21 protein-coding genes and 1 pseudogene are annotated in these 23,963 nt (G+C 65.3%); 4 read left to right on the top strand and 18 right to left on the bottom strand.

Going from position 1 to position 23,963, the window contains the following annotated elements:
- Position 1: 1 nt before the first annotated feature.
- Positions 2-814 (top strand): crotonase/enoyl-CoA hydratase family protein, encoded by an 813-nt coding sequence (locus DFO45_RS01650; protein WP_280960269.1) that lies wholly within the window; start codon positions 2-4, stop codon positions 812-814.
- A gap of 9 nt (positions 815-823) precedes the next feature.
- Positions 824-1,597, top strand: coding sequence for an enoyl-CoA hydratase-related protein (locus DFO45_RS01645; protein WP_133863496.1), 774 nt, complete (start codon positions 824-826; stop codon positions 1,595-1,597).
- A gap of 18 nt (positions 1,598-1,615) precedes the next feature.
- Here DFO45_RS01645 and DFO45_RS01640 read toward each other — a convergent pair whose 3' ends face one another.
- Complete coding sequence (locus DFO45_RS01640) at positions 1,616-2,461, bottom strand: helix-turn-helix domain-containing protein (RefSeq protein ID WP_166657025.1); 846 nt, start codon at positions 2,459-2,461, stop codon at positions 1,616-1,618.
- Positions 2,462-2,725: 264 nt separating this feature from the next.
- Between DFO45_RS01640 and DFO45_RS01635 the strand changes: the two genes are divergently transcribed.
- Together DFO45_RS01635 and DFO45_RS01630 are read left to right on the top strand one after the other, a co-directional pair.
- Positions 2,726-3,178: a tripartite tricarboxylate transporter TctB family protein gene (locus DFO45_RS01635; RefSeq protein WP_133863494.1), complete on the top strand. Its 453-nt coding sequence runs from the start codon at positions 2,726-2,728 to the stop codon at positions 3,176-3,178.
- Between the two features lie 15 nt (positions 3,179-3,193).
- The gene (locus tag DFO45_RS01630; protein ID WP_133863834.1) at positions 3,194-4,696 is read left to right on the top strand and encodes a tripartite tricarboxylate transporter permease; all 1,503 of its coding nucleotides are present in this window, start codon (positions 3,194-3,196) and stop codon (positions 4,694-4,696) included.
- Between the two features lie 277 nt (positions 4,697-4,973).
- Here the strand turns inward: DFO45_RS01630 and DFO45_RS01625 are convergent.
- From DFO45_RS01625 to allB, 17 genes and pseudogenes are all read right to left on the bottom strand, one after another.
- Positions 4,974-5,795, bottom strand: a pseudogene (locus DFO45_RS01625) (IS5 family transposase).
- 80 nt (positions 5,796-5,875) lie between these two features.
- A complete protein-coding gene (locus DFO45_RS01620; protein ID WP_133863493.1) occupies positions 5,876-7,180 on the bottom strand; it encodes a site-specific integrase in 1,305 nt (434 codons plus the stop codon).
- A 423-nt stretch (positions 7,181-7,603) separates the two neighbouring features.
- Positions 7,604-9,358, bottom strand: coding sequence for a nitrilase-related carbon-nitrogen hydrolase (locus DFO45_RS01615; RefSeq protein WP_133863492.1), 1,755 nt, complete (start codon positions 9,356-9,358; stop codon positions 7,604-7,606).
- An 85-nt stretch (positions 9,359-9,443) separates the two neighbouring features.
- Positions 9,444-10,433 (bottom strand): acetamidase/formamidase family protein, encoded by a 990-nt coding sequence (locus DFO45_RS01610; protein ID WP_133863491.1) that lies wholly within the window; start codon positions 10,431-10,433, stop codon positions 9,444-9,446.
- A gap of 141 nt (positions 10,434-10,574) precedes the next feature.
- Positions 10,575-11,288, bottom strand: coding sequence for an ABC transporter ATP-binding protein (locus DFO45_RS01605; protein WP_133863490.1), 714 nt, complete (start codon positions 11,286-11,288; stop codon positions 10,575-10,577).
- Positions 11,281-11,997, bottom strand: coding sequence for an ABC transporter ATP-binding protein (locus DFO45_RS01600; RefSeq protein WP_133863489.1), 717 nt, complete (start codon positions 11,995-11,997; stop codon positions 11,281-11,283). The genes DFO45_RS01605 and DFO45_RS01600 overlap by 8 nt, the downstream gene beginning before the upstream one ends.
- Complete coding sequence (locus DFO45_RS01595) at positions 11,997-13,052, bottom strand: ABC transporter permease (RefSeq protein ID WP_133863488.1); 1,056 nt, start codon at positions 13,050-13,052, stop codon at positions 11,997-11,999. Before DFO45_RS01595 ends, DFO45_RS01600 begins: the two co-directional genes overlap by 1 nt.
- A 10-nt stretch (positions 13,053-13,062) precedes the next feature.
- Entirely contained in the window at positions 13,063-13,935 is an 873-nt protein-coding gene (locus DFO45_RS01590; protein WP_012172408.1) for a branched-chain amino acid ABC transporter permease, read from the bottom strand.
- A 101-nt stretch (positions 13,936-14,036) separates the two neighbouring features.
- On the bottom strand, positions 14,037-15,275 hold the full coding sequence (locus DFO45_RS01585) for an urea ABC transporter substrate-binding protein (protein ID WP_133863487.1): 1,239 nt from the start codon (positions 15,273-15,275) through the stop codon (positions 14,037-14,039).
- Positions 15,276-15,288: 13 nt separating this feature from the next.
- Positions 15,289-15,954, bottom strand: coding sequence for an ANTAR domain-containing protein (locus DFO45_RS01580; protein WP_133863486.1), 666 nt, complete (start codon positions 15,952-15,954; stop codon positions 15,289-15,291).
- Positions 15,954-17,105: a transporter substrate-binding domain-containing protein gene (locus DFO45_RS01575; protein ID WP_245517919.1), complete on the bottom strand. Its 1,152-nt coding sequence runs from the start codon at positions 17,103-17,105 to the stop codon at positions 15,954-15,956. Before DFO45_RS01575 ends, DFO45_RS01580 begins: the two co-directional genes overlap by 1 nt.
- A gap of 243 nt (positions 17,106-17,348) precedes the next feature.
- Entirely contained in the window at positions 17,349-18,419 is a 1,071-nt protein-coding gene (locus tag DFO45_RS01570) for a ring-opening amidohydrolase (RefSeq protein ID WP_133863485.1), read from the bottom strand.
- A 1-nt stretch (position 18,420) separates the two neighbouring features.
- Positions 18,421-19,866 (bottom strand): amidohydrolase family protein, encoded by a 1,446-nt coding sequence (locus DFO45_RS01565; protein WP_208299722.1) that lies wholly within the window; start codon positions 19,864-19,866, stop codon positions 18,421-18,423.
- A complete protein-coding gene (locus DFO45_RS01560) occupies positions 19,863-20,888 on the bottom strand; it encodes an ABC transporter substrate-binding protein (protein ID WP_133863484.1) in 1,026 nt (341 codons plus the stop codon). The genes DFO45_RS01565 and DFO45_RS01560 overlap by 4 nt, the downstream gene beginning before the upstream one ends.
- Positions 20,889-20,927: 39 nt before the next feature.
- Positions 20,928-21,701 carry an ABC transporter permease gene (locus DFO45_RS01555; protein ID WP_133863483.1) on the bottom strand — a complete coding sequence of 258 codons (774 nt, stop codon included), beginning with the start codon at positions 21,699-21,701 and terminating at the stop codon, positions 20,928-20,930.
- The gene (locus DFO45_RS01550; protein WP_012172416.1) at positions 21,698-22,522 is read right to left on the bottom strand and encodes an ABC transporter ATP-binding protein; all 825 of its coding nucleotides are present in this window, start codon (positions 22,520-22,522) and stop codon (positions 21,698-21,700) included. Before DFO45_RS01550 ends, DFO45_RS01555 begins: the two co-directional genes overlap by 4 nt.
- Positions 22,519-23,955 (bottom strand): allantoinase AllB, encoded by a 1,437-nt coding sequence (gene allB / locus DFO45_RS01545; protein ID WP_133863482.1) that lies wholly within the window; start codon positions 23,953-23,955, stop codon positions 22,519-22,521. The genes DFO45_RS01550 and allB overlap by 4 nt, the downstream gene beginning before the upstream one ends.
- Between the last annotated feature and the right edge of the window lie 8 nt (positions 23,956-23,963).

Below are 23,963 nucleotides of genomic sequence, written 5' to 3'. Positions count from 1 at the left end.
CGTGCCAAACGCGGCCGATGCAGCTCCCCACCCGGATGGACGCGTCACCAGCATGCGCAGCGGCATGGTCGCCGGAATCCTGGTGGACCGACCGGCGAAGCTGAACGGCTTCACGCCGAAGATGATCCGGGAACTCGCGCGCGGCATCACCGATGCGGATCGCGACCCGGCGGTGCGGGCGCTGCTGATGCACGCGGCCGGTCCCCACTTCACTGCGGGCCTAGACCTGGCGAAGGTGGCCGAGGCGTGGGACCGCGGCGAGGAGGTCTATCCGCACCACCTGCTCGACATCTGGAATCTGCGTCAGCCGTTCCGCTCGAAACCCCTCATTATGGCGGTCAAGGGCATCTGCTTTACGGTCGGCGTTGAACTGATGCTTGCCGCCGACATCGTCATCGCCGCCGATGACTGCCGCTTCTCGCAGCTGGAAGTCCGGCGCGGCATCATGGCGTCCGGTGGCGCCACCATCCGCATGGTCCAGCGCGCCGGCTGGGGAAACGCCATGCGCTATCTCCTGACCGGAGATGAATGGGATGCGCAGACGGCCCTGCGCCTCAACTTCATTCAGGAGATCGCGGCGGCGGGAACGGAACTCGCCCGCGCCAGGGAGCTGGCCACCAGCATCGCCGAATGCGGTGCGCCCCTTGCGGTGCAAGCGACGCTGGCCAATGCCCGTCACGCACTCGACCACGGAGCTGACGCCGCGGCCGGCCAATTCAACGCCATCAGGACCCATCTGCGCGCGACTGAGGACGCCAAAGAAGGCCTCATCAGTTTCGTCGAGCGCCGCCGCCCCGCTTTCAAGGGGTGCTGAGGAGAGGCTATGAGCGAGGAAGAACTCCTGATTGAGACGGTGGGCTTGGTCCGCATCCTTCGGATCAACCGCCCCCGCGCCCGCAATGCGCTCAGCCTCGGCCTGCGGCAGCGCATTGCCGCCGCGCTTCAGGAGGCAGACTGTGATCGCGATACCCGCGCGGTGGTCATCACCGGCGACCGTGACGTGTTTTCGGTGGGTGGCGACATAAAGGAATTCGGGCGCTTCTCGTCCTCCTATGAGGCAACGCTCGAGAACCAGCGCGTCTGGCGCCTGATGCCGTTCCTGACCATCCCCATCATTGCCGCAGTGGAAGGGCTGGCCCTGGGGGGCGGTGCCGAACTGGCGCTGCACGCCGATATCATCATTGCGGGAGACTCCGCGCAATTCGGCTTCCCGGAGGTCGCCCTGGGCATTCTTCCTGGGAATGGCGGCACGCAGCGCTTCACGCGCATCGTCGGCAAGCAACTGGCGATGCGCTATCTGCTGACCGGCGAAAGGTTCACGGCCGAACAGGCGCTCTCGATGGGTCTCGCCAGCGAGGTCGTTCCCGCTGGCTGCGCCCTGGACCGGGCGAGCGAACTGGCGGCTCGCATCGCGGACCTTCCTCCCCTGGCGGTCCGCAGGATCAAGGATGTCGTACTGAACGGGGCCGATCTTCCGCTGGCGCCGGCGCTGGCGCTGGAGCGCAACGGATACCTGACGCTGCAGCAGACCGCCGACCACGCGGAAGCGGCGCGCGCCTTCTCGGAGAAGCGCACGCCGCAGTTTAGCGGAAGCTAGCCATGACTGCCTGCGTGATCAGGCCCGCTGAGCCAGGGGCTGATCCGACACCACGCGGAGCTTGAACCCGTTCTCGTCGTCGGCGCGCTGCTTGGCGAGATAGTGTGCCATCTCTTCGCGGGCGATGGACACCAGTTCCGTCTCCCGCGCCTCCAGCGTGTTCACGCAACCTCCGATGCCGATCACCAGAAGGCGCGACGTCAGTTCGGACGGGAGCTTGATGGCGATCATGCCGTAATTCTCCACGACCCTGTTCCTGGAGAACGCATATCCGCGCCGGCGGACGCGCGTGAGGCACGTCAGCAGCTCGGCCACGTCGACCTTATCGCCGATCTCCGTTGCGTAGGCATTCATGCGATGCACGAGACGCTTCACCTCCGTGTCCGTCATAGAGGAGAGCAGAACCTGCCCCACCCCGGACGTCGCGATCGGCCGCTTCATGCCGGTCTGAATGTGGTGCTCGACCGCCTCTGGACGCTTCAGGACGTGCACATATTGGGCGAAATCACCATTCCGCGCCCCTATCAACACTAGTTGACCTGTGCGAGACTGAATCGCTCTCATCATGCGCAGGAGGGCGCCGTCCTCAAACAGCGGAGGGTTGATCCAGCTTCCCAAGAGAGACACCCGGTCGGTCGGTATGTAAGTCCGCGCGCGGGCGTCATATTGGAGATACCCCAAGGTGACGAGACTGCGAAGAAGAGCCGCCGTGCTCGATTGCGGATAGCCGAGTCCTTCGGACACCGTCACGACGTTGGCTGGCTTTTGGTATTCGTCGAAGAATTCAAGGATTTCGAGAGTTCTGACGGCCGATTTGACGACGTGCGTCTGGTCGGACCCCGTCGCAGAAACACGAACGAGCATGGACTGACCTCCCCTAACAGCGAGTGGCTTAAGCCACTTTCTTGAACGCCATTTACATACGTGAACGTCGATCGGGAGATCTGTCAAGCATCTCTTAGCGCCTCCTCTGCAAACCGCGCGCCCCTTCCCCATCGGAAATAAGCACGGTTGTGTGCTTTGGCACCGCCGCAGCGTCTATTCTTGACCCCAGGCAACCTTACGGAAAGTCTGCGATCCGCAAGAGCCCAGGAGCTTCAGGATAAGAGCGGCTCGGAAGGGAGGCCCATGAGCACACGATTCTTACGTGGCCAAGATTTCTGGTGTGGATTGCTACTAATAGCGATCGCCATATTCTTTCTGTATGGTGGCAAGGATTTGGCAGCCGGATCGCTGCTACGCATGGGTCCTGGCTATGCGCCCAGCATCCTCGCGATGCTGATTGCGGGCATTGGTGCCGCCATCTGTCTCAAGGGCGTGCTCGGTAAGGACGAGCTGGTTGGCTCGATCAAACTTCGGCCCATCATCTTCGTGCTGGGGGCAATGGCCTTCTTCGCCTTCGCTTTGCAATGGCTGGGCCTCATCGCCACGACCTTCATCGTAGTGCTCATCGCCTGCGCAGCGATGGAGCGTCCCCGTGTCCTGGAGATGCTCGCACTCGCGCTGGCCATATCGGTCGCCTCGGCGGCCCTGTTCGTGTTCGGACTACGCCTGATCATTCCGCTCTGGCCCTCACTGTGAGCCCTGCCCACCATGATTGAACTGTTCTCCAATCTGGCGATGGGCTTCGCCGTCGCCTTCGCGCCGACGAACCTGCTGTTCGCGCTGGCCGGTTGTCTCGTGGGAACGCTGATCGGCGTGCTGCCGGGACTCGGGCCGCTTGCCACCATGGCGATGCTGCTGCCGCTGACCTTCTATGCGCCGCCCGAAGGGGCGCTCATCATGCTCGCCGGTATCTACTACGGCGCTCAATATGGCGGCTCCACGACCGCCATTCTGGTGAACCTGCCGGGCGAAAGCTCATCGGCGGTCACCTGCATCGACGGATATCAGATGGCCCGCCAGGGGCGCGCCGGCTCGGCGTTGGCGATCGCGGCCCTCGGCTCGTTCTTCGCCGGCACGGTTGCCACTGTGGCCATCGCCCTGTTCGCGCCTGCCCTGTCCCAGGTCGGCCTCGCGTTCCAGCCCGCCGACTACTTCTCCCTCATGCTGCTGGGCCTCATCGGTGCGATGGTGCTCGCACACGGTTCGATCCTGAAGGCATTCGCGATGGTGTGCCTCGGCCTGCTTCTCGGGCTCGTTGGCACGGACGTGAACACCGGCACCCAGCGCTTCGCCTTCGGCTTACCCGATCTCTCCGACGGGATCGATTTCGTGGCACTGGCCATGGGCCTGTTCGGCCTCAGCGAAATCATCAAGAATCTCTCGCAGTCGGATGACGAGCGCACGGTGGTGACAAGCAAGGTGAACAGCCTCTGGCCGACAAGGAATGACTTCAAACGCGCCTGGCCGGCCGTGTTGCGCGGCACCGGACTGGGATCGCTTCTAGGCATCCTTCCCGGCGGCGGCGCGTTGCTGAGCTCCTTCGCGGCATACACGCTCGAGAAGAAGATCTCCCGGCACCCGGAACAGTTCGGGAAAGGCGCGGTGGAGGGCGTGGCGGGCCCTGAAGCGGCGAACAATGCCGGCGCCCAGACCTCGTTCATTCCCATGCTGACGCTCGGCATTCCTTCCAACGTGGTCATGGCCATGATGATCGGCGCGATGACCATCCAGGGCATCGCGCCGGGGCCGCAGGTGATGACGGAGCGCCCTCACCTCTTCTGGGGCATGATCGCATCCATGTGGGTGGGTAACCTGATGCTGGTGATCATCAACCTTCCCCTCATCGGGATGTGGATCAAGCTCCTCAGCGTGCCTTACCGGCTGCTCTTTCCAGCGATCGTCGTGTTCTGTGCCATTGGTGTCTACACCGTCCAGAACAGTGCATTCGACGTGGGCATGGCGGCCCTGCTCGGTCTCGTGGGTTATGCCTTGATCCGCCTCGGTTGCGAGCCTGCCCCCCTCGCCCTGGGCTTCGTTCTCGGACCGATGATGGAGGAGAACCTGCGGCGTGCCATGCTGCTTTCCCGAGGCGATCCCATGATCTTCCTGCAGCGTCCCATCAGCCTCGGCCTGCTATGTGTAGCCGCCCTGCTTCTGGGCACGATGGTGCTACCGTTCCTCCGCAAGTCCCGCGAGGCGGCCTTCCAGGAGTGATAGAATGAGCTCCAGACAGTGCACCAACAATCTCGGATTCGATCGTGTGGGTGCCTGCTTCACTTCCGTGCCCCTGCGACCCCACACCAGTGGCGGCACAATGTCTTTCTAACAATGATCGTATGCTCATTTTGGCTGATATCATGGCGCACAAGGACGGCATCCCGATTGCGGTGAGCACGGGACGGCATACCGTGCCAGCGTCCATTGTTGACCGGGACACGTCGACTTGATGTTCCAGTCGTTTGCGATCAAGCCTCAAAGCCCGTTTGGAAATTCAGGGATGTGCATTTCTTCGGGCAGGATTTCTGCCCATGGCGACGAGGATCATCGCAGTTGAGACGTCGATGCGGCGCTCATAGTCGCGCGCGAGGCGGCGCCATCGGGTCATCCAGCCGAAGGTACGCTCGACAACCCATCGGCGCGGCAGGACTTCGAAATCTTGGGCGCCATCGCGGCGGCGGATGATCTCGACGACGAAATCGAGATAGGTGGCCTTGTCCATGAGCTTGAGCCGGTCATAAGCTGCGTCAGCGAAGAGGTGTTTAACCCACGGCCAGCGCTTGCGGATCGCATCGAGGATCATCTGTGAGCCGGCGCTGTCAGAGATGTCTGCGGTCGTCAGATGGACCATCAGGAGCCGCCCGTCGGGGTCGACCGAAATGTGGCGCTTGCGCCCGACGATCTTCTTGCCGGCGTCGTAGCCCCTGGCTTCGGCTTGGGGCGCCTTGATCGTCTGGCTGTCGATCACCGCCCCGTCGGGCTCGTTTCACGCCCCGCCCGCTCGCGGTCGAGCATCAGTTCGACATCGTGGATGGTCTGGAACAGGAAGCGGCGCGCCAGTTCGCGGAACCAGCCGTAGACAGTGCGCCAGTGACCGAAATGGATCGGCAGCATCCGCCAGCCCCCCTGAACGCACCAGATAGCGCACCGCATTGATGACTTCCCGGAACTCCACCTCGCGGGGCCGCCCGCGGCGTCCAGGAGCCGGCATCAACGGCGCCATCCGTTCCCATTCCTCATCCGTCAGGTCCGACGGATAGCGTTTCGTCTTCCGAGCGATCCTGGCCATCCGGTCCCGCTGCTCTGCTGTCCACATCCAGAGCTTGAATCATAAGCACGGACCAACAGGAATCCCCGAATCACGAATTTCAAAACGGGCTCTTAGAGTTATGATTTTCAATCGAGCCTGATGGGCTCAGCCCAATGCTCGGAACGTGATGGAATGCCGGCGCGTTCGGATTGGTCCAGGATACCATCAATCTCGTCGGCAACCCTGTCGGCTGCGAGCCTGAGCGCTTCGTCTATATGGATATAGCGCTGCGTTACGCCCCGAGCTGCATGACCTAGCAGCGCGGCAATGGTCAGTTCCGAAAAGCCCAGGTCCGCCGCGACGCTGGCAAATGTGTGCCTCAAGGTGTGGGGCGTTACGTCGTCCAGCTTCGCGCTGGCACACAGCCGATCGAGCACCCGAACGACGCCGATAAAGTGGCCCTCGCCCCAATCCGCCGGGAAGAAGTACGATGATGTCATGTTGGGCTGCCCCAGCAAAAGGTCCATAGCTGCGCGGCCTATGACCCGTGTCTGGGCTCCGCTTTTTGTATCTGGAAAACGGACCGAGCCTTCCTCCGTGTTGAGCCAAAGCCGCTTCACCCCAAGGCCCTCCATTCGCCGAAAACCCGTGAGGAGCAGGAAGCGGATGGCAGCCAACCCCGTCGGATGCTCTCCAGCCTCTGCAGCGAAACGTATGGCCCTCCCAAGACGAGCGATTTCGCTGCGGCTGAGGCGGCGTTCCCGCGCCTTTCCGGCAAGCCTACGAACGCCACGCGCGGGATTGGCGTCGATCTTTCCAAGGCGAACGGCGTGTTCAAAGATGGCATGCAGCGTCGACATGGTGCGCGCGGCCACCCCTTCCCCGCCCGTGGTCGCTCCGCCTCGACTGCCCGCGCGAGGTTTGGATGTTCTGCCGACGGCAATATCTGCCTGCGCCCCTTCGATATCCCCGAGCTTCAGCGTGGCAATCAGTCGTCGGCCGAGCAATGGCTTGATGTGAACCTCGATCCGGCTCTTATCCATGGCCAGGGTCGATGCCTTGATGGGGCGACGGCTGCGGCCGAGTATGCGGCCGGCCTCGGCCTCGGCCAGATACCAGTCGCATATCTCGGCAACCGTGATGCCCTTCACCTTGCTGTCCGGGCTATCCAGCGGGTCGAGACCCTTGGAGACGACCACAAGCTTCTCGTGGGCGATCCGGCGCGCCTCCTCGACCGTCATCAGCCCGTAGCGTCCAATCACGGTGCGACGAGGCCGTCCTTCGGGTGAGCGATACTGGATCACGAAGCTCTTCAGACCCGAGGGCATGACCTGGACGCCAAACCCTCGAAGCTCTCGATCCCAGGCAAAATTCTCCCGAACCTTGACCCCAACCTTCGAAGGTTTCGGAACTTCCAGCGCGTCGATAAAACGCTTCGTCAGCTTTTCCATAGTGAGTTCAAAGCCCTACCGAAAATCTGCTTAGATTTTACGAGGCTAGCCGGATTCTAATCAAATTCCAAGCTCTCAGAAGCGCAAAATAGCGCATGAAGCGCGGCATTTAGCGCGCCCATCTTCAAAAATAGTCGTGTATTTATCGTATCTTATCGTACTTTAGCAAACCCGCGGATATTGCAGCGAATGGCTCTCGGGCACCTTGCCAAGGTTGGGGTCGAGGGTTCGAATCCCTTCGCCCGCTCCAGTTTCTCGAAAATTGAATATCGAGCAAACGCCCTCCGGGGCGTTTTTGCTTTTTTGGTTCGGCACAGCCAGATGTGTTTTGGCGCGTGATGGGTTCGAGCGAATGCGCGCCTTCGCCCACGCCAGAGCGAGACGAGAGACCGAAGCCTCTCGCCGCTGCATTATCCTTGCACCCTAGCTGGCCGATGCGTGGCGCCGGTTGGCGCCGCGCACGAGGTCCCGATAGTGATGGGGCAGGCGCATCGCCACCAGGTCTTTGCGGCGCACCACATTGGTCGGATAGGGCGTATCGAGATTGCCCGTGTCCATGGTTGCCACCGCCAGCCCCTCGCCTTCCGGCAACAGCGCCTCCGAGCGAGGGAAGGCGAAGGTATCCGGCCCGAACACGCCGCTGAGCCCCATGAAGCCCGCCTCGGGCGCATGGACGTTGGCAAAGGCGAGGAAGACGTTGTTTTCGCCCGCGCGCACCCGGAAATGATGCCAGTGGTGCGGATCGGCACCCGTCGGGATGGGCCAGTTCTGGGCCACGCGGGAGCCCCCGTGCCCATAGCTGAAGCGCCCGGCGATGGCGGCCGGGCAGGCGATGACATCACAGCCCCTCAGGGCCAGGATACGCCCGCTCTCGCAGAAGGTGGCATCGTGGCCGATAAGGAGGCCGATGCGGCCAAGGCTTGTATCCGCCACCGTCCAGTCCGCGCCCGGCGTCGCCCACGGGCGATCGGCGGCATTCAGATGCAGCTTGCGATGGATGGCAACAAGCCCCTCCGGCCCGAGGAGTGCCGCGCTGTTGTAGAGACCATCGGCCGCCCGCTCCGCGAAGCCGACCACCATATGGAGACCGAGCCGGGCCGAGAGGTTCAGCAGGCGTATGAAAGCGGGGTCGTCGGTTGAGAGCGACCGGACGGCCGGATCCGACAGCCCGCTCAGCGCCAGTTCCGGGAAGACAACGAGATCGGCCCCCTCCTCCGTGCGCGCCTGCGCCGCGAAGGCGCAGATGCGGGAGAGATTGTCCGCAATGCCCTCGCCAGGGGCGAACTGCGCCACGGCCACCCGCGACGCGCGCCCCGGCGGCAGCGGGCGGTGGCCATAGAGCGTGAAGAAATCGCGCGGGTTCCAGCTGAAGGTGTCCGAGAGCAGCTCGCGATAGAGTTCCGGCCGGCGCTGGGTGAAGACCGGCTCGCCCAAAACGGTCCGGGCGCGGGCCTTGCCCAGGTCCATTTGTGCGAGGGCGAAGCCATCACCGCCATCGATCACGGCCGTGATGCTGCCGTCCGGCTCGATGACGCAGCTGCCGCCGGAGAACTGCACCGTGCGCTCCAGCCCCCACCGGTTGGCCTCGATGACGTAGCAGCCGTTCTCGAAGGCGCGGCTGATCCAGTAGGGGGCGGGGGTGCGCTCCGCCAGCCAGTTGGAGATGTGGCAGATGACGTCGGCGCCCTGCACCGCCATGAGGCGGGCGGTCTCCACGAAATGGATATCCATGCAGATGAGAAGGCCGATGCGGCCGATGGGCGTCTCGAACACCTGATGGCCGAGGTCGCCGGCGGCGGACCATTTCGGCTCGGAAATATAGGGGTGGCTCTTGCGGTGGGTGCCCACAACGCCATCGGGGCCGATGAGGACTGCGCTGTTGAAATAGATGTCGTCCGCATCCACCTCCGGCATTCCGATGACGATCCAGCAGCCGTGCTCGCGGGTCAGGGCGGCGAAGCGCTCGGTGGTGGGTCCGGGCACGCTCTCCACCTGCCCGGCCACCTCGGCACGGTCGAACCAGCAATAGCCGGTGGTACCCATTTCGGGCGTCACGATGAGCTTTGCGCCCGCGCGCGCGGCCTGCTCGCACAAGGCGAGAAGGCGCGTGATGTTGCGCTCCTTCTCGAACAGGGTCGGCTCGAACTGGACAGTGGCGACGGTGATGGTCTCGGACATGATGGCCCGCCTCAGGGATCAACTGGAATGAGCGGCGGGACGCGCCCGCCGTCGGCCGTGTTTTGGGCGTGCGACAGGCGCCGGATCAGACGAGGAAGGTTTTCCGGATGGAGGCGCCCATGGTGTATTTGGGATCCACCATGTTGCCGAGGCGCATGCGCCCGGCCTGCGTCAGCAGCATGTAGGCGTCCATCTCGGTGAAGCCGTAGTCCGCCGCCATCCAGCGGATCAGATCGCGATAGGCGATGCGCGCCGCATCCTCCAGCGGGCGGGCGGAGCCGATGGACATGATGAAGTCCGCCGTCTCAAGACGCGGCCACTTGAGCGTCCACCCCTTGATGAGGTCGATGCGCACGGTGGTGACGGTGGGGTGCTCGATGGCGACGCCGCACAGCTCCCCATCGCCCTGCGCCGCGTGGCAGTCGCCGAGATAGAGCAGCGCGCCTTCCGTGTTCACCGGCAGGTAGACGACAGCCCCCGTGCCGACATCCGGCAGATCCATGTTGCCGCCGTAATAGTCCGGCTGAAGCGAGGAGATGGCCTCGATCTCCGGCGAGGTGCCGATGGTTCCGATGAAGGGCTCATAGGGCAGCGTGATCTTGTCGCTCCAGCGCGTGCCCTCCTCCTTGGTGATGTGTAGCTTCTTCACCACCTCCGGCAGCGGCGCCTGCAGCATGGCGGTGTGATCGGTGGAAACGAGGCCACCGAATTCCGGCATCACCACCGTGGTGCCGCGCGGCTGCGGGCCACGGGGCTCGATATTCTCTATATAGACGGCGAGGGCATCGCCCTTCTGCGCCCCGTCGACGTAGATGGGGCCGTTCTGCGGGTTGAGATAGGGGAAATTCAGGATCTGCGAGGGGCTGTCCGTCTCATGCTGGATCTTGCCCTCGAAGGCATCGTGCGTCTCGGCCGAGACGACCGCGCCCGGCTCCACGGTGAGCACCGGCTTGGCGAAGGGGCCATAGACATAATGGTAGGTGCCCTGCGTCGCCTCGGTGATGGCGTGGGACGAGAGCGCCTTGCCGCCCGCCACGCCCTTCTTGGCCATGATGGAGGTTTCCAGCCACGACATGCTCTTGATCCTTCTTCCGGGGAAGCCGGTGTCCGTGGGACCCGCCTCCTGGTTTAAATTATTGATCTTTTGCTTATTTATAAGCCGCCGAAGGTCGTTCGGCGGAGGCACCCGTTCCGGACGCCGCTGGGCGGCCGGCTGTCACACCGCCAGATGGCGGCGCATCTCCTGCGCGTCATCGAGGGCGGCGCGGTCAAGGGCGGCGACGATGCGGCCCTTGTCCATCACGTAGCAGCGCTGGGCCATGGCGCGGATCATGTCGATGTTCTGCTCCACCAGCACCACGGTAACGCCCATGGCGGCGTTGAGCGCCACCATGTTGCGGGCAATGTCCTGCACGATGTTGGGCTGGATGCCCTCGGAGGGCTCGTCCAGCAGGATGAGGCTCGGCCGGGCAATGAGCACGCGGGCGATGGCAAGCTGCTGCTGCTGTCCGCCCGACATGGTGCCTGCCCGCTGCGCCCAGCGCTCCTTCAGGATGGGGAAGGCCTCAAGGATGGGCGCCAGCGCCTCCGGCTCCGCCCGGCCGCGAATGGCCGCCCCGACCGCGATATTCTCCGCCACTGTGAGGCGCGGAAAGACATCGCGGCCCTGCGGCACATAGCCGAGGCCAAGCCGCGCGCGGCGATGCGGCGGTAGCGCCTCGATGGCCGCACCCTTGTAGAGGATGGAGCCCTCCATGGCCGGCACGAGGCCGATGAGGCTCTTCATGAGCGTGGACTTGCCGACACCGTTGCGGCCGATGATGGCGACGATCTCGCCTTCGCGGATCTCCACGTCCAACCCCTGAAGCACGGGCTTGCCGCCATAGCCCGCACGCAGGCCCAGCGTGGAGAGGATGACTTCCTTACGCATGGGCCTGCCCCAGATAGATGGCGGCGACGCGCTCGTCGGCCACGATGTCGTCGATGGAGCCCTGGGCGAAGACCCGGCCGAGGTGGAGCACGGTGACCTTGTGCGCCACCTGCCGCACGAAAGCCATGTCATGCTCCACGGCGAGCACAGTCATGCCCTCCCCGTTCAGCCGCCGCACCAGTTCGCCGGTGAGGTGGGTTTCCTCTGGAGACATGCCGGCGGTTGGCTCGTCCAGAAGCAGGAGGCGCGGCTCCAGCGCGATGGCCATGCCGATCTCCAGCCACTGCTTCTGCCCGTGGCTGAGGCTGCCGGCCGGCGTATCCGCCGCCGCGCCGAGGCCGAGGAAATCGAGCAGGCGGGCGATCTCCCGCGCCAGCGCCGCGCCGGCGAGCCGCCGTTGCAGGGCGATCTCCAGATTCTGGCGCGCGCTGAGGCCCTTGAACACGCCGGGCACCTGGAATTTCACCGAGATGCCGCGCCGGATGCGCTCGAAGGAATGCAGGCCCGTGATGTCCTCACCTGCAAAGGCGATGGTGCCGCTGCTCGGCCTATGCTCGCCAAGGATGAGACGGAACAGCGTGCTCTTGCCCGCTCCGTTGGGGCCGATGAGGCAGTGGATCTCTCCTGCCTCAAGGCTCAGGTCCACGGAATTGGTGACGTGGAGGCCGCCGAAATGCTTATTGAGGGAACGGGTTTCGAGCAAAGCCATCACGCGCCCTCCCCCTTGCGGCGGAACGGGCGGGCAAGAACGTCCGCCAATGCCATGACGAGGCCGCGCGGAGCGGCCAGCACCGTGACCACCAGAAGGAGCCCCATCACGACCAGCGCATACTGGCTACCGTAGATGGTGAGCGTCTGGAAACCGGAGAGTACCGCCAGCGTGCCGACCAGCGTGGTGGTGATGTCGGAGCGGCCACCCACCGCCACCCACACGATGGGTAGGGCCGCCGCCGTCATGCCCATGCTGGAGGGCGTGATGTACTGACCCCATGTGGTGTAGAGCACGCCCGAAAGCCCGGCGAGCGCAGCCCCGATGACGAAGGCCACGAGTTGATAGCGCCGCACGTCATAGCCCAGCATCTCCGCCCGCTCGGGGTTCTCGCGAATGGCGACGATCACGTTGCCGAACTTGGAATTGAGCAGGATGCGCAGAGCGAGATAGACGAGCACCATCAGGCCCAGCACTAGGTAATAAAGCTCCACATCGGGAAAGAGCACGATGTCGCCGCCGGGCCAGGGGATGGTGAGTTGGGGCATGTTGCTCATGCCGTTGAAGCCGTTGAGGCGGGCCGCGCCGATCCTCCACTCCGGCCCCGCCGTCTGGGCCATGAAGCGCTCCAGCACCAGCGTGACGGAGAGGGTGACGATGCCGAGGAACACGCCGGCAATGCGTCCGTAGAACAGGAAGTAGCCGAGCAGCGCCGCGAACAGGCAGGCGAGCGCAACCGCAATCACCAGCGCAATCAGCGTGAAGCCATACGCACTGCCGAAATTGATCGTGAGGATGCCATAGCCATAGCCGGCGATGCCGAAGAAGGCCGTTTGACCGAAACTGAGCGCTCCGCAATAGCCCCAGATGACGCTGAGACCGAGGGCCATGAAGACCCAGGTGAAGAAATAGACCGTGTTGCCCACCGTGTACCCATCCGCAAACAGCGGATAGGCGCAGGCGGCGGCGAGCACGAGGAGGAAGCCGCCCCAGAAGGCGGGGCCGCGCCCCAGCGTCTGCGGGCCTTCGAGCCGGGTGAGAATGCCGAATGCCATCGCGCCCTCCTCACGCCCGCTCGCGCAGCAGGAAGCCGGACAGCCCCCGCGGCAGGATGCGGATGACGACGATGACCGTGACCAGGAGCCCGATCTGCCCGAAAAGCTGCCCCTGCCAGGAGGTCATGCTGGCCTTCACGATGGCGAGGATGGCGGCGGCCGGCGCGGTGCCGAGGAAGACGTCCGCCCCGCCCACCACGACGGTGACGAAGGCTTCCATGATGAAGGTGGCGCCCATGGTGGGGACCAGCGTCATGGTCGGGGCATAGAGCCCGCCGGCAAGCCCCGCCAGCGCCGCGCCGAGGCCGAAGGTGAGGCTGTAGATGAGCCGCGTGTCCACCCCCAGCGCGGCCGCCATATGCGGCACCTGAATCGTGGCGCGGGCGATGACGCCGAACTTGGTCCAGTTGAACAGCGCATAGAGCGCCGCCAGCACCGCGAGGGCGGAGAGGAACAGCACCACGCGATAGAGCGAATAGGAATAGGCGCCCACCTGGAAGCCGCCGAGCGGCGTGCCGATGCCCTGAAGGGACGAGCCCAGGAGAATGAGCGTGCCCTGCGTGGCGATGAGGCTGATGCCCCAGGTGGCGACGATGGTATCGAGCGGGCGCTCATAAAGATGGCGGATGACGAGCCGCTCGATCACCATGCCCGCAAGGCCCGAGGCCAGCGCCCCGGCGAGCACCGCCAGCGGCAGAGGCAGCCCGGCGCGCGCGGCGCTGACCGAGACATAAGCCCCGCACATGATGAATTCGCCATGGGCGAGATTGATGACGCCCATCATGCCGAAGATGACGGCCAGCCCGCAGGCGGACAGCACCAGGAAGGCGAAGGCGTCCCCGAACTGGTAGAGCGCCGAGAAAAGGAGGGTTGCAAGATCCATTGTCGGGCAGCACCGGCAGCGGGAGGGGAAACGGGTCGGAGGACCGCCCCGCGCGAGGCGGGGCGGCAGCAAGCGAACCGATCGGTCGGGGAGAGAGCCGATCAGTTCTTCGGCGGCGGGTTCGAGGGCGTGTACTGCGCCATCGGGTCCTTCTTGGTCAGGTCGCAGCCCGCTTCACCCAGCCAGTAGGGCTTGATGTCCTCCCACACCTTCGGGAACGTGATGGAGTGGTCGGCGCCCACCTTGGCGAGATAGATGGTGTGGGACATGTGCTGGCTCTTGGGGTCGATGCAGACCTTGCCCTCGGGGGCATCCATGCACACGTCGCCCTGCGCGATCACCTTGCGGATATCGTCGCGCTTGGTGGATTTCGCCCGTTCCACCATCTGCTTGTAGAGATAGACGGCGAGATAGGAATTCTCGGCCTCCTGGTTCACATAAGGCTCGTTCGGGAACTTCGCCTTGAACTTGGCCACGAACTCCTTGCTCTTCGGGCTGTCGATTTCCTCGATGTAGTTCGTTGTGACATACATGTCCTTGAGCGACGGCGGCTTGAAACGCTTGTGCTCATAGCCCTGCCCCACGTTCACCGAGGAGGCCATGGGCAGGTTCACGTTGGCGGCGGCAGCCTGCTCGTAATAGGAGGCCTGCGCGGTGCCCACCAGCAGCGTCACCACGAAATCGGGCTTCGCCTTCTGGATGTTCTGGATGTTCTGCGAGAACTGGGAGACGCCGAGGGGGATGAAGTCCTCGCCCACCATCTCGCCGCCATTCTGCTTGACGATCTGGCGCACCCATTCGGCCGAGATCTGGCCGAAGTTGTAGTCCGCCGCCAGCGTGTAAACCTTCTTGCCGTACTTCTCCATCATCCAGGGAATAAGGGTGGAGAACTGCTGCTCCGGCACCGCGCCGGTGACGATCATGTGGCCGTCGCAGACGCCGCCTTCATACTGATTGTTGTAGAAGGCAAAGCCGTTGAGCTGGTCCACGATGGGGCGATAGGCCTCGCGGGAGGCGGAAGAGAAGCCCGCGAACACCACATCCACCTTGTCGCGCTGGAGCACGCGGCGCATGAATTCCTGATAGCGGGTGTTGTCCGACTGGGTGTCGTAGATCACCAGCTCAACAGGCCGCCCGGCGATGCCGCCTGCCTTGTTGATCTCGTCGGCCGCGAGCTGGATCGCATGGACCTTGCCGATGGTGGCGACGGCGAAGTCGCCCGACTGGTCCTCCAGCACGCCGATCTTGACCGGGTCTGCCGCGAAGGCCGCCCCGGAACCGAGCACAAGTGTTCCCGAGAGGGCTGCGGCCCGCAGCCCCCGCAAAACGCTCTTCTTCATCTGGTCGGTTCTCCTACATTGCCTTTGGCTTGCCGGGCCGGGGCGGAGCGCCTTCGGACCGGAGGGAGGCCGTCGCGGTCTTGGGATGCCGCTTCACGAAGTCCTCGCAATACACTTCCAGCGCCTGGCGGGTGCGCATGCTCTCGTGCCGGAGCTGGGCATAGGCCTGATCCTCGTCGAGGCCGGTGCGCGCCATCACCTGAAGGGTGGCCTGGAAGACAAAGCGGCGGCCGCGCTGGCGGGCCTGCAACGCCTCGAAGCGCGCGGACATCTGGCTGCGCAGCTGGAACTGGTTGATGCCCATGAAGAGGGCCGCATAGACCGCGCCGCCATGAACGGGCTTGCGCAGGAAGGCGGTGGCGCCGACATGCACCAGCGCCTTGAGGCGGCTTGGCGCCTCAACGCCCACGAGGCCGATCACCGGCACCGGCGGGAGCGCCTCCGCATCCTCCTGCTCAAGGCCCACGGCGCCTTCGAGATCGCCATCCACGAACAGCATGTCCCGTTCGGGACGGAGCGTCTCGAAGGGGATCTCGGCCCGGCCGTTGACGAGGCGGGGATAGAGGCTCTCCACCCCGAGGCGGGCGAGCGTCGGCGCCAGCGCGCCCTCAAGGCCGGGGGTCGCCGTCACGATGAATGCGCGGCCACCTTTGAAGTTCTGAACCAGTCGAGCAGACATCACTGCACCACTCTCAGCTTGGGGGGGCGCATCGGCACGGAAAGCCGGGGCGAGGACTGGACAAGGTAAGGATCGGGCGCCACCGGATGGGGCGCCTCCAGAAGCACCTGGAACTGGAAATCGGTGGCGGAACGGGCGATGCGGGGCGTAAGCCAGGCGTGAAACGTGTCGGGGTCGATGCGCACTTCCCCTTGCGGCGCCTCCAGCCGCTGGCCGGCGACCGCCGCGCGCACGGCGCGCGCCTCGTCGGTGCCCGCACGCGCAAGGGCACCCGCCAGCAATTTCACCGCCATGTAGGAGGCTTCCGCATCGGCACAGGGGATGGGCGCATCCGGGAACATGCGCGCATAGGCGGAAGTGAAGGCGAGATTGGCGGGCGTCTGCAGCGAGGCGAAATAGACGCTGGAGCTCAGATTGCCCTCGGCCGCATCCCGCCCGATCTCCACCAGTTCCGGCTCGGCCAGCGTGCAGCTGGCGACGGGCAGCGTGCGGGCCCGGTCGATGCCCCGGCGCGCGCAGACCGCGTGGAAGGCGCGGAAGAAGGCATAGGCGCTGGTGCCGATGAGGTTGTTGAAGACGAAATCCGGTTTCTGCTCAACAATGGTCTCGGCCACCCGCTCGAAGTCCGTGTCTCCCACGGGGAAGTAACGTTCCGCCACCACCGTGCCGCCCATGGCACCGAACGCCTCGCGGAAGATGCGGTTGTTCTCCCAGGCCCAGATATAGTTGGAGCCGATGCAGAAGCCGCGCAGGCCGACATTGGCCGCAAGGTATTCGGCGAGCGGCAGCACATGCTGGTTGGGCGAGGCTCCCGTATAGATGACGTTGTCGCAACTCTCGAAGCCCTCGTAATGGGAGGGATACCAGAGCAGGCCGTCATGCTTCTCGAAGCAGGGAATGACTTCCTTCCGGCTTGAAGACGTGTAGCAGCCGATGACGTTACGGATGCCGGAGCCCAGGAGATCGAGACTGAACCGGCGGTAGGCGGCATTGTCGCCGTGCGGGTCCACAATCACCGGCTCCAGCGTCACCGGACCGCCGGCGGCGTCGAGTTCGGCAAAGGCCAGCAGGGCACCGTTCAGCAGCGTGCGGGCGACGACCCCATAGGGGCCGTTGGCCGAGAACATCACGCCGATGCGGTAGTGCGCCATGCGGATCCCCACAAAAACAAAAACGCCCGTCGGCTGGAAAGCCGCGGGCGCCGTCGCCACCAACCGAAGCGCCTGCGAATGCAACGCGCGCGTTGGAAAAGAGCTTCGATGTGACGCAAAATTAGGCAACACTGCCTATTGCTTGATTTTTAGATTGAGGAGCTTTGCCCCACCTGTCAAGCACCTTTCGATACCTGCTCGACGACGCAGAACTCAACCCTTGCGTGCTTCAGGAGAGCTTCCCTAACCCGTCGTCCGCGCGGCGATGACGGCCACCGGTCCGCCGCCATCGGGCCCCTGATGCTCGCCGCCGCCGGAGACATAGATCTCCGTGTGCCCGACGACGCCCGCCAGCGCACCAGCCACGAACGCGCGGGCATGCCGCGTGGGAGAGATGTCGCTGTCGTCCAGCATGGTGTGGCGCTTGCCGCGGATGCGCCCACTGCGGCTGGGCTCCGCCTTGGCGAGCACGATGGTGGCCTCACCGCCTTCAGCGCCCAGAGCCGACAGAGCCGCTTTCACCGGCGTCACATCGATGGCGTCCGCCATCACGCCATGGGCGATGGCGAGCGGGCCGCTCCAGCCCTCCGACATGCCGAGCACGACGATCTCGTGGCCCAGAAGCTCGATGCCGCTGGAACAGCTCGCCCGCGCCGACCATAGCCCGTAGTCGGCGCAGATGACGGCGTCGGAAAGCGCGTCTTCCGCCACCTCCCCCAGCGCCAGCGCAATGCCGAGCGCGCTCGCCCCGCGTGAGAGGCCCATGGATTTGAGCGTGTCCGACGTGGCCGTGGTGGCGCCGCGCGCCTCAGCCTCCTTCACGCGCATGGCAGTGAGAAGCGGGCATTTCACCTGCACGAAATGCACGTCCTCCGGATCGGTGATGCCCGCCGCCGCCATGGCCCGCCGTACGGCCTGTGCCACCATCCGCACCTGCCCCATGCGCCCCAGCGCCTCGAAGGGCAGATCCGGCGTGTGCGCGCGGCCGATGGCAAGCGCCGGGGCCGCTTCGGGAGCGTTTCCCTCCGCCCGTTCGAACACGAGGAAATGGGGGGACATGCCGCCTTCGGTGCCGCCGGACATGACGAGGCACACTTCGTCTGCCGCAGCTCCCATGTGACCGCGCAGCAGCATCTGGAGCGATTGGACGGCAAAGCCGCGGGAGAAATCGTTCACGCAGCCATTGCCCTCGGTCTTTCCGAAGATGGCGAGGATGCCTGCAGGCGCGATGGCCCCCGTGGCGATGGCAGCGGCAAGACCCGACACGTCGTCAGGGCTCGCGGCGGCAATGCGGTGGACCTTGGCGATGGGCATGTCAGCAGCACCCGGGTTCGAAATGAGCGGCCATGGCGGCCTCCAGCGATGGCAGGGCCGCGGCGAGGTCCGCCATGCCGGCCATGCCGGCACGCATCTGGGCAAGAAGCTCGGCCCGCACCGCCCGCATATCGATGCCGGTGATGACACCGTCGCGCACGATGGTACGGCCACCCACGATCAGTTCCCGGATGTGGCGGGCAGTCGCGCGGGTCACGACCAGTTCGACGGCATCGAGATCGTCCCGCAGCCGGTCATCCTCCAGCCGGGCCCAGTCCAGCACCAGCAGGTCCGCCGGTTCACCTGGCGCGAGGCGACCGCCGTCCGCGCCGTTGAGGACGGAGCGGCGGCCGTTCACCAGCGCCATCTCCAGAATGGCGTTCTGTGTCACCGCCGCCTTGAAGCCGGTGCCGAGGTGCAGGAGATGTGCGAGGCGGATTTCCCGCAGCATGTCGTCGTCCTCATCCATGGCCCGGCCATCGACGCCGAAGGCCACCCGGCAACCCCGCACCCTCATCTGGGCCACCGGACCGATGCCCGAGCGCAGATGGAGATTGGAGGACGGGTTGCTGACGATGGTGACGCCCCGCTCGGCCAGCAGAGCGAGTTCGTCAGGTCGTGCCCAGACGCAATGGGCAAGCGTCAGGCGCTCGGACAGGAGGCCGAGGGCGTCGAGATGCCGGACGATGCCGCCGGGATGGGCCTCATCCGCCCAGGTGCGCTGGTAGCGGCTTTCAAGCAGGTGCATATGCACCCGGCGTCCGGTGCGGGCCGACGCCTCGGCCACCGCTTCCAGCAGCGCATCCGAGCACCATTGGGGGCCGTTCGGCCCATACTGGACATCGAAGTCCGGCCCGCCCGCCGCTTCCGCCACCGCATCGGCCAGTTCGATGAAAGCCTTCGGCTCGAGCGACGGACGCAGGAACTGTCGTTCGAGCCGGCTGCGCGCCGGCTCAGCAATGCCGCCAAGGACGGAGGCACTCGGTCCATAGACGAGCGGGTTGCGATCCTTCATCGCGACAGCGAAGCCGACCCGCACGCCCACGTCGCGGGCCGCGCGCGCCACCTCACGCACCTCGCCCGGAAGATCGGTGAAGCCCTGCGCGCGGGTGTAGTGCATCATCACCACGCCCGCGCCGCCCAGCGCGCTGTGCGAAAGGGAGAGCGCCGCGGCTAGATAGGGATCAACGGACGGGAAGAGGGCCAGATACGGAATCCACGCTTCCAGCGGCTTGCCGCCGGCACCGATGGAACTCGTCCGCACCGGCCGGCCGTGATCGTGGGCGTTGACAGGCGTCGGCATGACGAAGAGATCGTCCACCGGCCCCTGCGCTGCCAAGAGGGCCTCGATGCGTCCGTCCCGAAGCGTCAGGCGCGTCGGCCCAGCGGCCGCCCCCCGCGGGTCGGCCAGCAGATGGGCACAGGAGAGCGTGCGGGGCTCGCTCACGGGCCCACCTGCGGCGGCACGCGGTCAGCCTTGGGCGGCAGGAAGGCGCGGTCGAAGACCTGGGCCGGCGCGGGCTTCTTCGGCAGTTCGAAGGCTTCGGAGATCAGATTGATGGCTGTGTCCAACCGCGCGTCGCTGATGTCGCCAAGGCCGAGCTGGCGGGCTTCGGGCGTGTCGATGAGCGACTTGTACACATAGATCAGCCGGCGTTTCTCGATGTCCTTGTTGATGAGCGGCTCCTTGGCCGCCAGCAGTGCGATAGCGGCATCCGGGTTCTCAACCGTCTCCCTGATGGAGCGGTTGATGGCGCGCAGCAGCCCCTTCACCGCCTCCGGGCTGTCGTTCGCCAGCTTCCGGGACACCATGATGCCGTTGGAATAAAGATCGATGCCGGCATCCGAATAGAAGATCCAGCGGAAGTCCTTGTCCGGATCGAGCTTCAGGGCGACGAGGTTCATGTAGCTGGTGGCGGAGAAGACCGCGATGGAATTCACCTGGCCCTGAAGCAGCATCTGCTCCTGAAGATTGGGCGCCACCTGCGTGATGGCGATGCTGCCGTACTCAAGCCCGTTGGCCTTCGCCAGAAGGGGCAGCAGCTTGAAGGCGGCGCCGCCCGCAGGCGTGCCGAGCTTGGTGCCGGCGAGATCCTTCACGCTCTTCACCGGGCTGTCCGCTTTGGTGAGGAGGGCGAAGGGCGCCTTGCTGTAGATCATGTAGACCATGACCGGCGTCTCTGCCGGGCGCACGGCGGCGTTCTGGATCACGGCATTGATGTCGCCGAAACCGGCATCATAAACGCCGGACATGATACGGGTGACGGTCGCGGCCGAACCTTCGCCCTGATCGATGGTGACGTCCAGATTCTCGGCCTTGAAGTATCCCTTCTCCTGGGCCCAGTAATACCAGGCGTGGAGGCCCTGGAGCTTCCAGTCCAGCGTGAAGCGGATCTTCACCGGCTCGGCGCGGGCCGCTCCCGCCGTGAGCAGGAGCGCGCCAAGGATGGCCACAAGCAATCGTTTCATCGGTCACTCCCGCAAGTTGGGCATCGCGTCGGTTGGGCTTCAGCCCATGGCGTAGTCGTCCTTGCGCCGCGCCCAGCCGATCACCCGGCCCTCGATGAGGGAGAAGATGGCGTAGAGCCCGACACCGAGCAGCGCGAGCACGAGCAGCCCGGCGAAGACGAGGGGCACGTCGAAGGAGGAAGAGGCGATCATCATCAGATTGCCGATGCCGCGATTGGAGGCCACCGTCTCGGCGATCACCGTGCCGACGAAGGCGAGCGTGACGGACACCTTCAGCGAGGCGAAGAAATAGGGCATGGCGCGCGGCAGGCCGACATTGAACAGGATGTCGAGCTTGGTGGCGCGCAGCGCCTTCATCACGTCCTCCAGCTCCGGCTCTGTGGTGGCAAGGCCGGTGGCCACGTTCACCACGATGGGGAAGAGGCTCATGATCATGGCCGTGAGCACCGCCGGCACCGTGCCAGCCCCGAACCACAGGACGAAGATCGGCACCACCGCCACCTTCGGGATGGAGGAGAAGCCGATGAGCAGCGGATAACCCGTGTCATAGGCAAGGCGCGAGGAGCCGATGACGACACCGAGAAGCACGCCGCTGACAATGCCAAGCGCAAAGCCGACCAGCGTCGTGTAAAGGGTCTGCACCGTGTGCGGCCAGATGGCCGGGGCCTGAAGCCAGAGCGTGGCCAGCACCTGCGAGGGACGCGGCAGCACGATCTCCTTGATGTGGAAGATCACGCAGGCGGCTTCCCACAGGACGAAGAAGCCGATGATGACGGCGGCCGAGGAGAGCCGGCGGCGCAAGGCGTAGCTCATGCGGAGGCCTCCACGGCGGCAGGGCTGCGGGCGGAAACGATCAGGCCACGCAGGCGCTGGGTCAGCGAGACGAAGCCGGGCTCGTAGGTCATCTCGATGGTGCGCGGGCGGGCGAAGTCCACATGGCAGTCCTCGACGATGCGGCCGGGACGGGCCCGCATGACGCAGACGCGGTTGGCGAGATAGCCCGCCTCCTTCAGATCATGCGTGACCAGCAGCACCGTGGGCCGGCGGGTCAGCCAGAGATCCTGAAGGATCGCCCACAGTTCCTCGCGGGTGAACTGGTCGAGGGCGCCGAAGGGCTCGTCCAGCATCAGCAACTGCGGATCATGGATCAGCGCGCGGCACAGGGAGGCGCGCTGGAGCATGCCGCCGGAGAGCTGCCAGGGGAACTTGTCGCCGAAGCCCGAGAGCCCCACCTGTGCCAGCAACGCCTCGGCCCGGTCGCGGAACTCGGTCTTCTTCTTGGCCCGGTACTGCTGGCGGAAGGGCGGCACGATCTTCAGCGGCAGCATGACGTTCTGCCGGATGGTGAGCCAGGGCAGCAGCGTCGGGTTCTGGAAGGCCATGCCCACACGCACCGGCTCGGCGCCCACCTCGCGGCCGGCGACGAAGACATAGCCGACGGAGGCCGGAATGAGCCCCGTCACCAGCTTGAGGATGGTGGACTTGCCGCACCCGGAGGGGCCGACGAGGGCGACGAAATCGCCCTGCCCGATCTTGAGATTGGTGGTGCCGAGGGCCTCCACCATGCGCTCGCCGCGGCCATACGTGAGCCGCACGTCCTCAAGCTGGACGAAGGTGGGCGCATCCTCGTTCATGCCGCCGCCTCCGGACGGGCGGCGATGACGGCGGCCAGTGTCTCGTCCGTGTGGAGGGGGCGCGGCTCGGGCATCTGCTGGATGACATGGACGGAGCGGCCGTAGCCCTTGGTGTCCGCCACCAGCGCGCGGTCCTTCATCACGAAGCGGCCGCGCACCATGGTGTGGCGTGGCAGCCCGACCACGGGCCTGCCGTCCCAGGGAGAGATCTTCGAGCGCGACTGGAGATCGGCGTCGCGCAGCGTCCAGGCGTGGTCGAGATCGACGAAGGCGAAATCGGCATCGGCGCCGGGCTGGATCACGCCCTTGCGGGGATAGAGACCCCACACCTTGGCCGGATTGACCGCGCTCCAGCGCACATAATCGCAGATGGAATAGCGGCCTGCCGCCACTTCGGTCAGCATGAGCGGCATCTGTGTCTCGACGCCCGGGAAGCCGCAGTCGACGGCCCAGATGTCGGCGCGGGTCTTCTCCTCCGGCGTGTGCGGGGCATGATCGGTGGCGATCATGTCGATGGTGCCGTCGATGAGGGCCGCCCACAGGGGCTCGTCATTGGCGCTCTCGCGCACCGGCGGATTGACCCGGATCACGCCCCGGCAGCGGGCATAATCCGCTTCGCCCAGCATCATGTAGTGCGGGCAGGTCTCGCCCGTGATGTCCACACCGCGCGCCTTGGCATCGCGCAGCGGCCGCAGTTCGGCGGCGGAGGAGATGTGGAGGATGTGGATGCGCGCGCCCGTCCATTCGGCAAGGATCGCCGCGCGGGCCACCGCCTCCACCGCCACCACCGCGGGACGGGAGGCCAGATGGGCAAGCGGATCGGTGCGCCCGCTTTCGGTGAGGCGCTGCTGGCGGCGCTCCATCACCGAATTTGTCTCGGCATGGAGGGAGATGCGCTTGCCCGTGGGCGCCACCACCTCGAAGGCCTCCAGCATCGCCCCGGTGGAGGGCGAGGGAATGCGGCCGAAGGTGTTGCCCATGTAGCATTTGAAGCCGATGATTCCGGCCTCGATCAGCTCCGGCACCTTCCCGATCGTATCCTCGCCCAGAACCGCATAGAGGCCGTAGTCCACATGCGCCTTTGACGCGGCAATGGCGTGCTTGGCCCTCAGGGTCTCGCCATCGGCCACCGTGGGGATGGTGTTGGGCATGTCGAAGACGGTGGTCACGCCGCCGAAGGCCGCGGCGGCCGTGCCGCTCTCGAAATCTTCCTTGTGGGTGTAGCCGGGGTCCCGGAAGTGCACGTGCACGTCGATGGCACCGGGCAGGATGTGCAGGCCGGAAGCATCGAAGGTCTCCTTCGCCTCCGGCATGGCGTCCGCCGCGCCCACCGCGACGATGGTGCCGCCGCGCACGGCAATGGAGGCCTCCAGGACCGTCTCCGGCGAGACGATCCGGCCGCCGTGGATGACGAGATCCGCAGGTTCGCTCATGTCGCCCT

It is taken from the genome of Azorhizobium sp. AG788 (assembly GCF_004364705.1).
Lineage (GTDB): Bacteria > Pseudomonadota > Alphaproteobacteria > Rhizobiales > Xanthobacteraceae > Azorhizobium > Azorhizobium caulinodans.
Note: the sequence above shows the minus strand (reverse complement) of the source record. Positions and strands in the feature narration are given on the sequence as shown.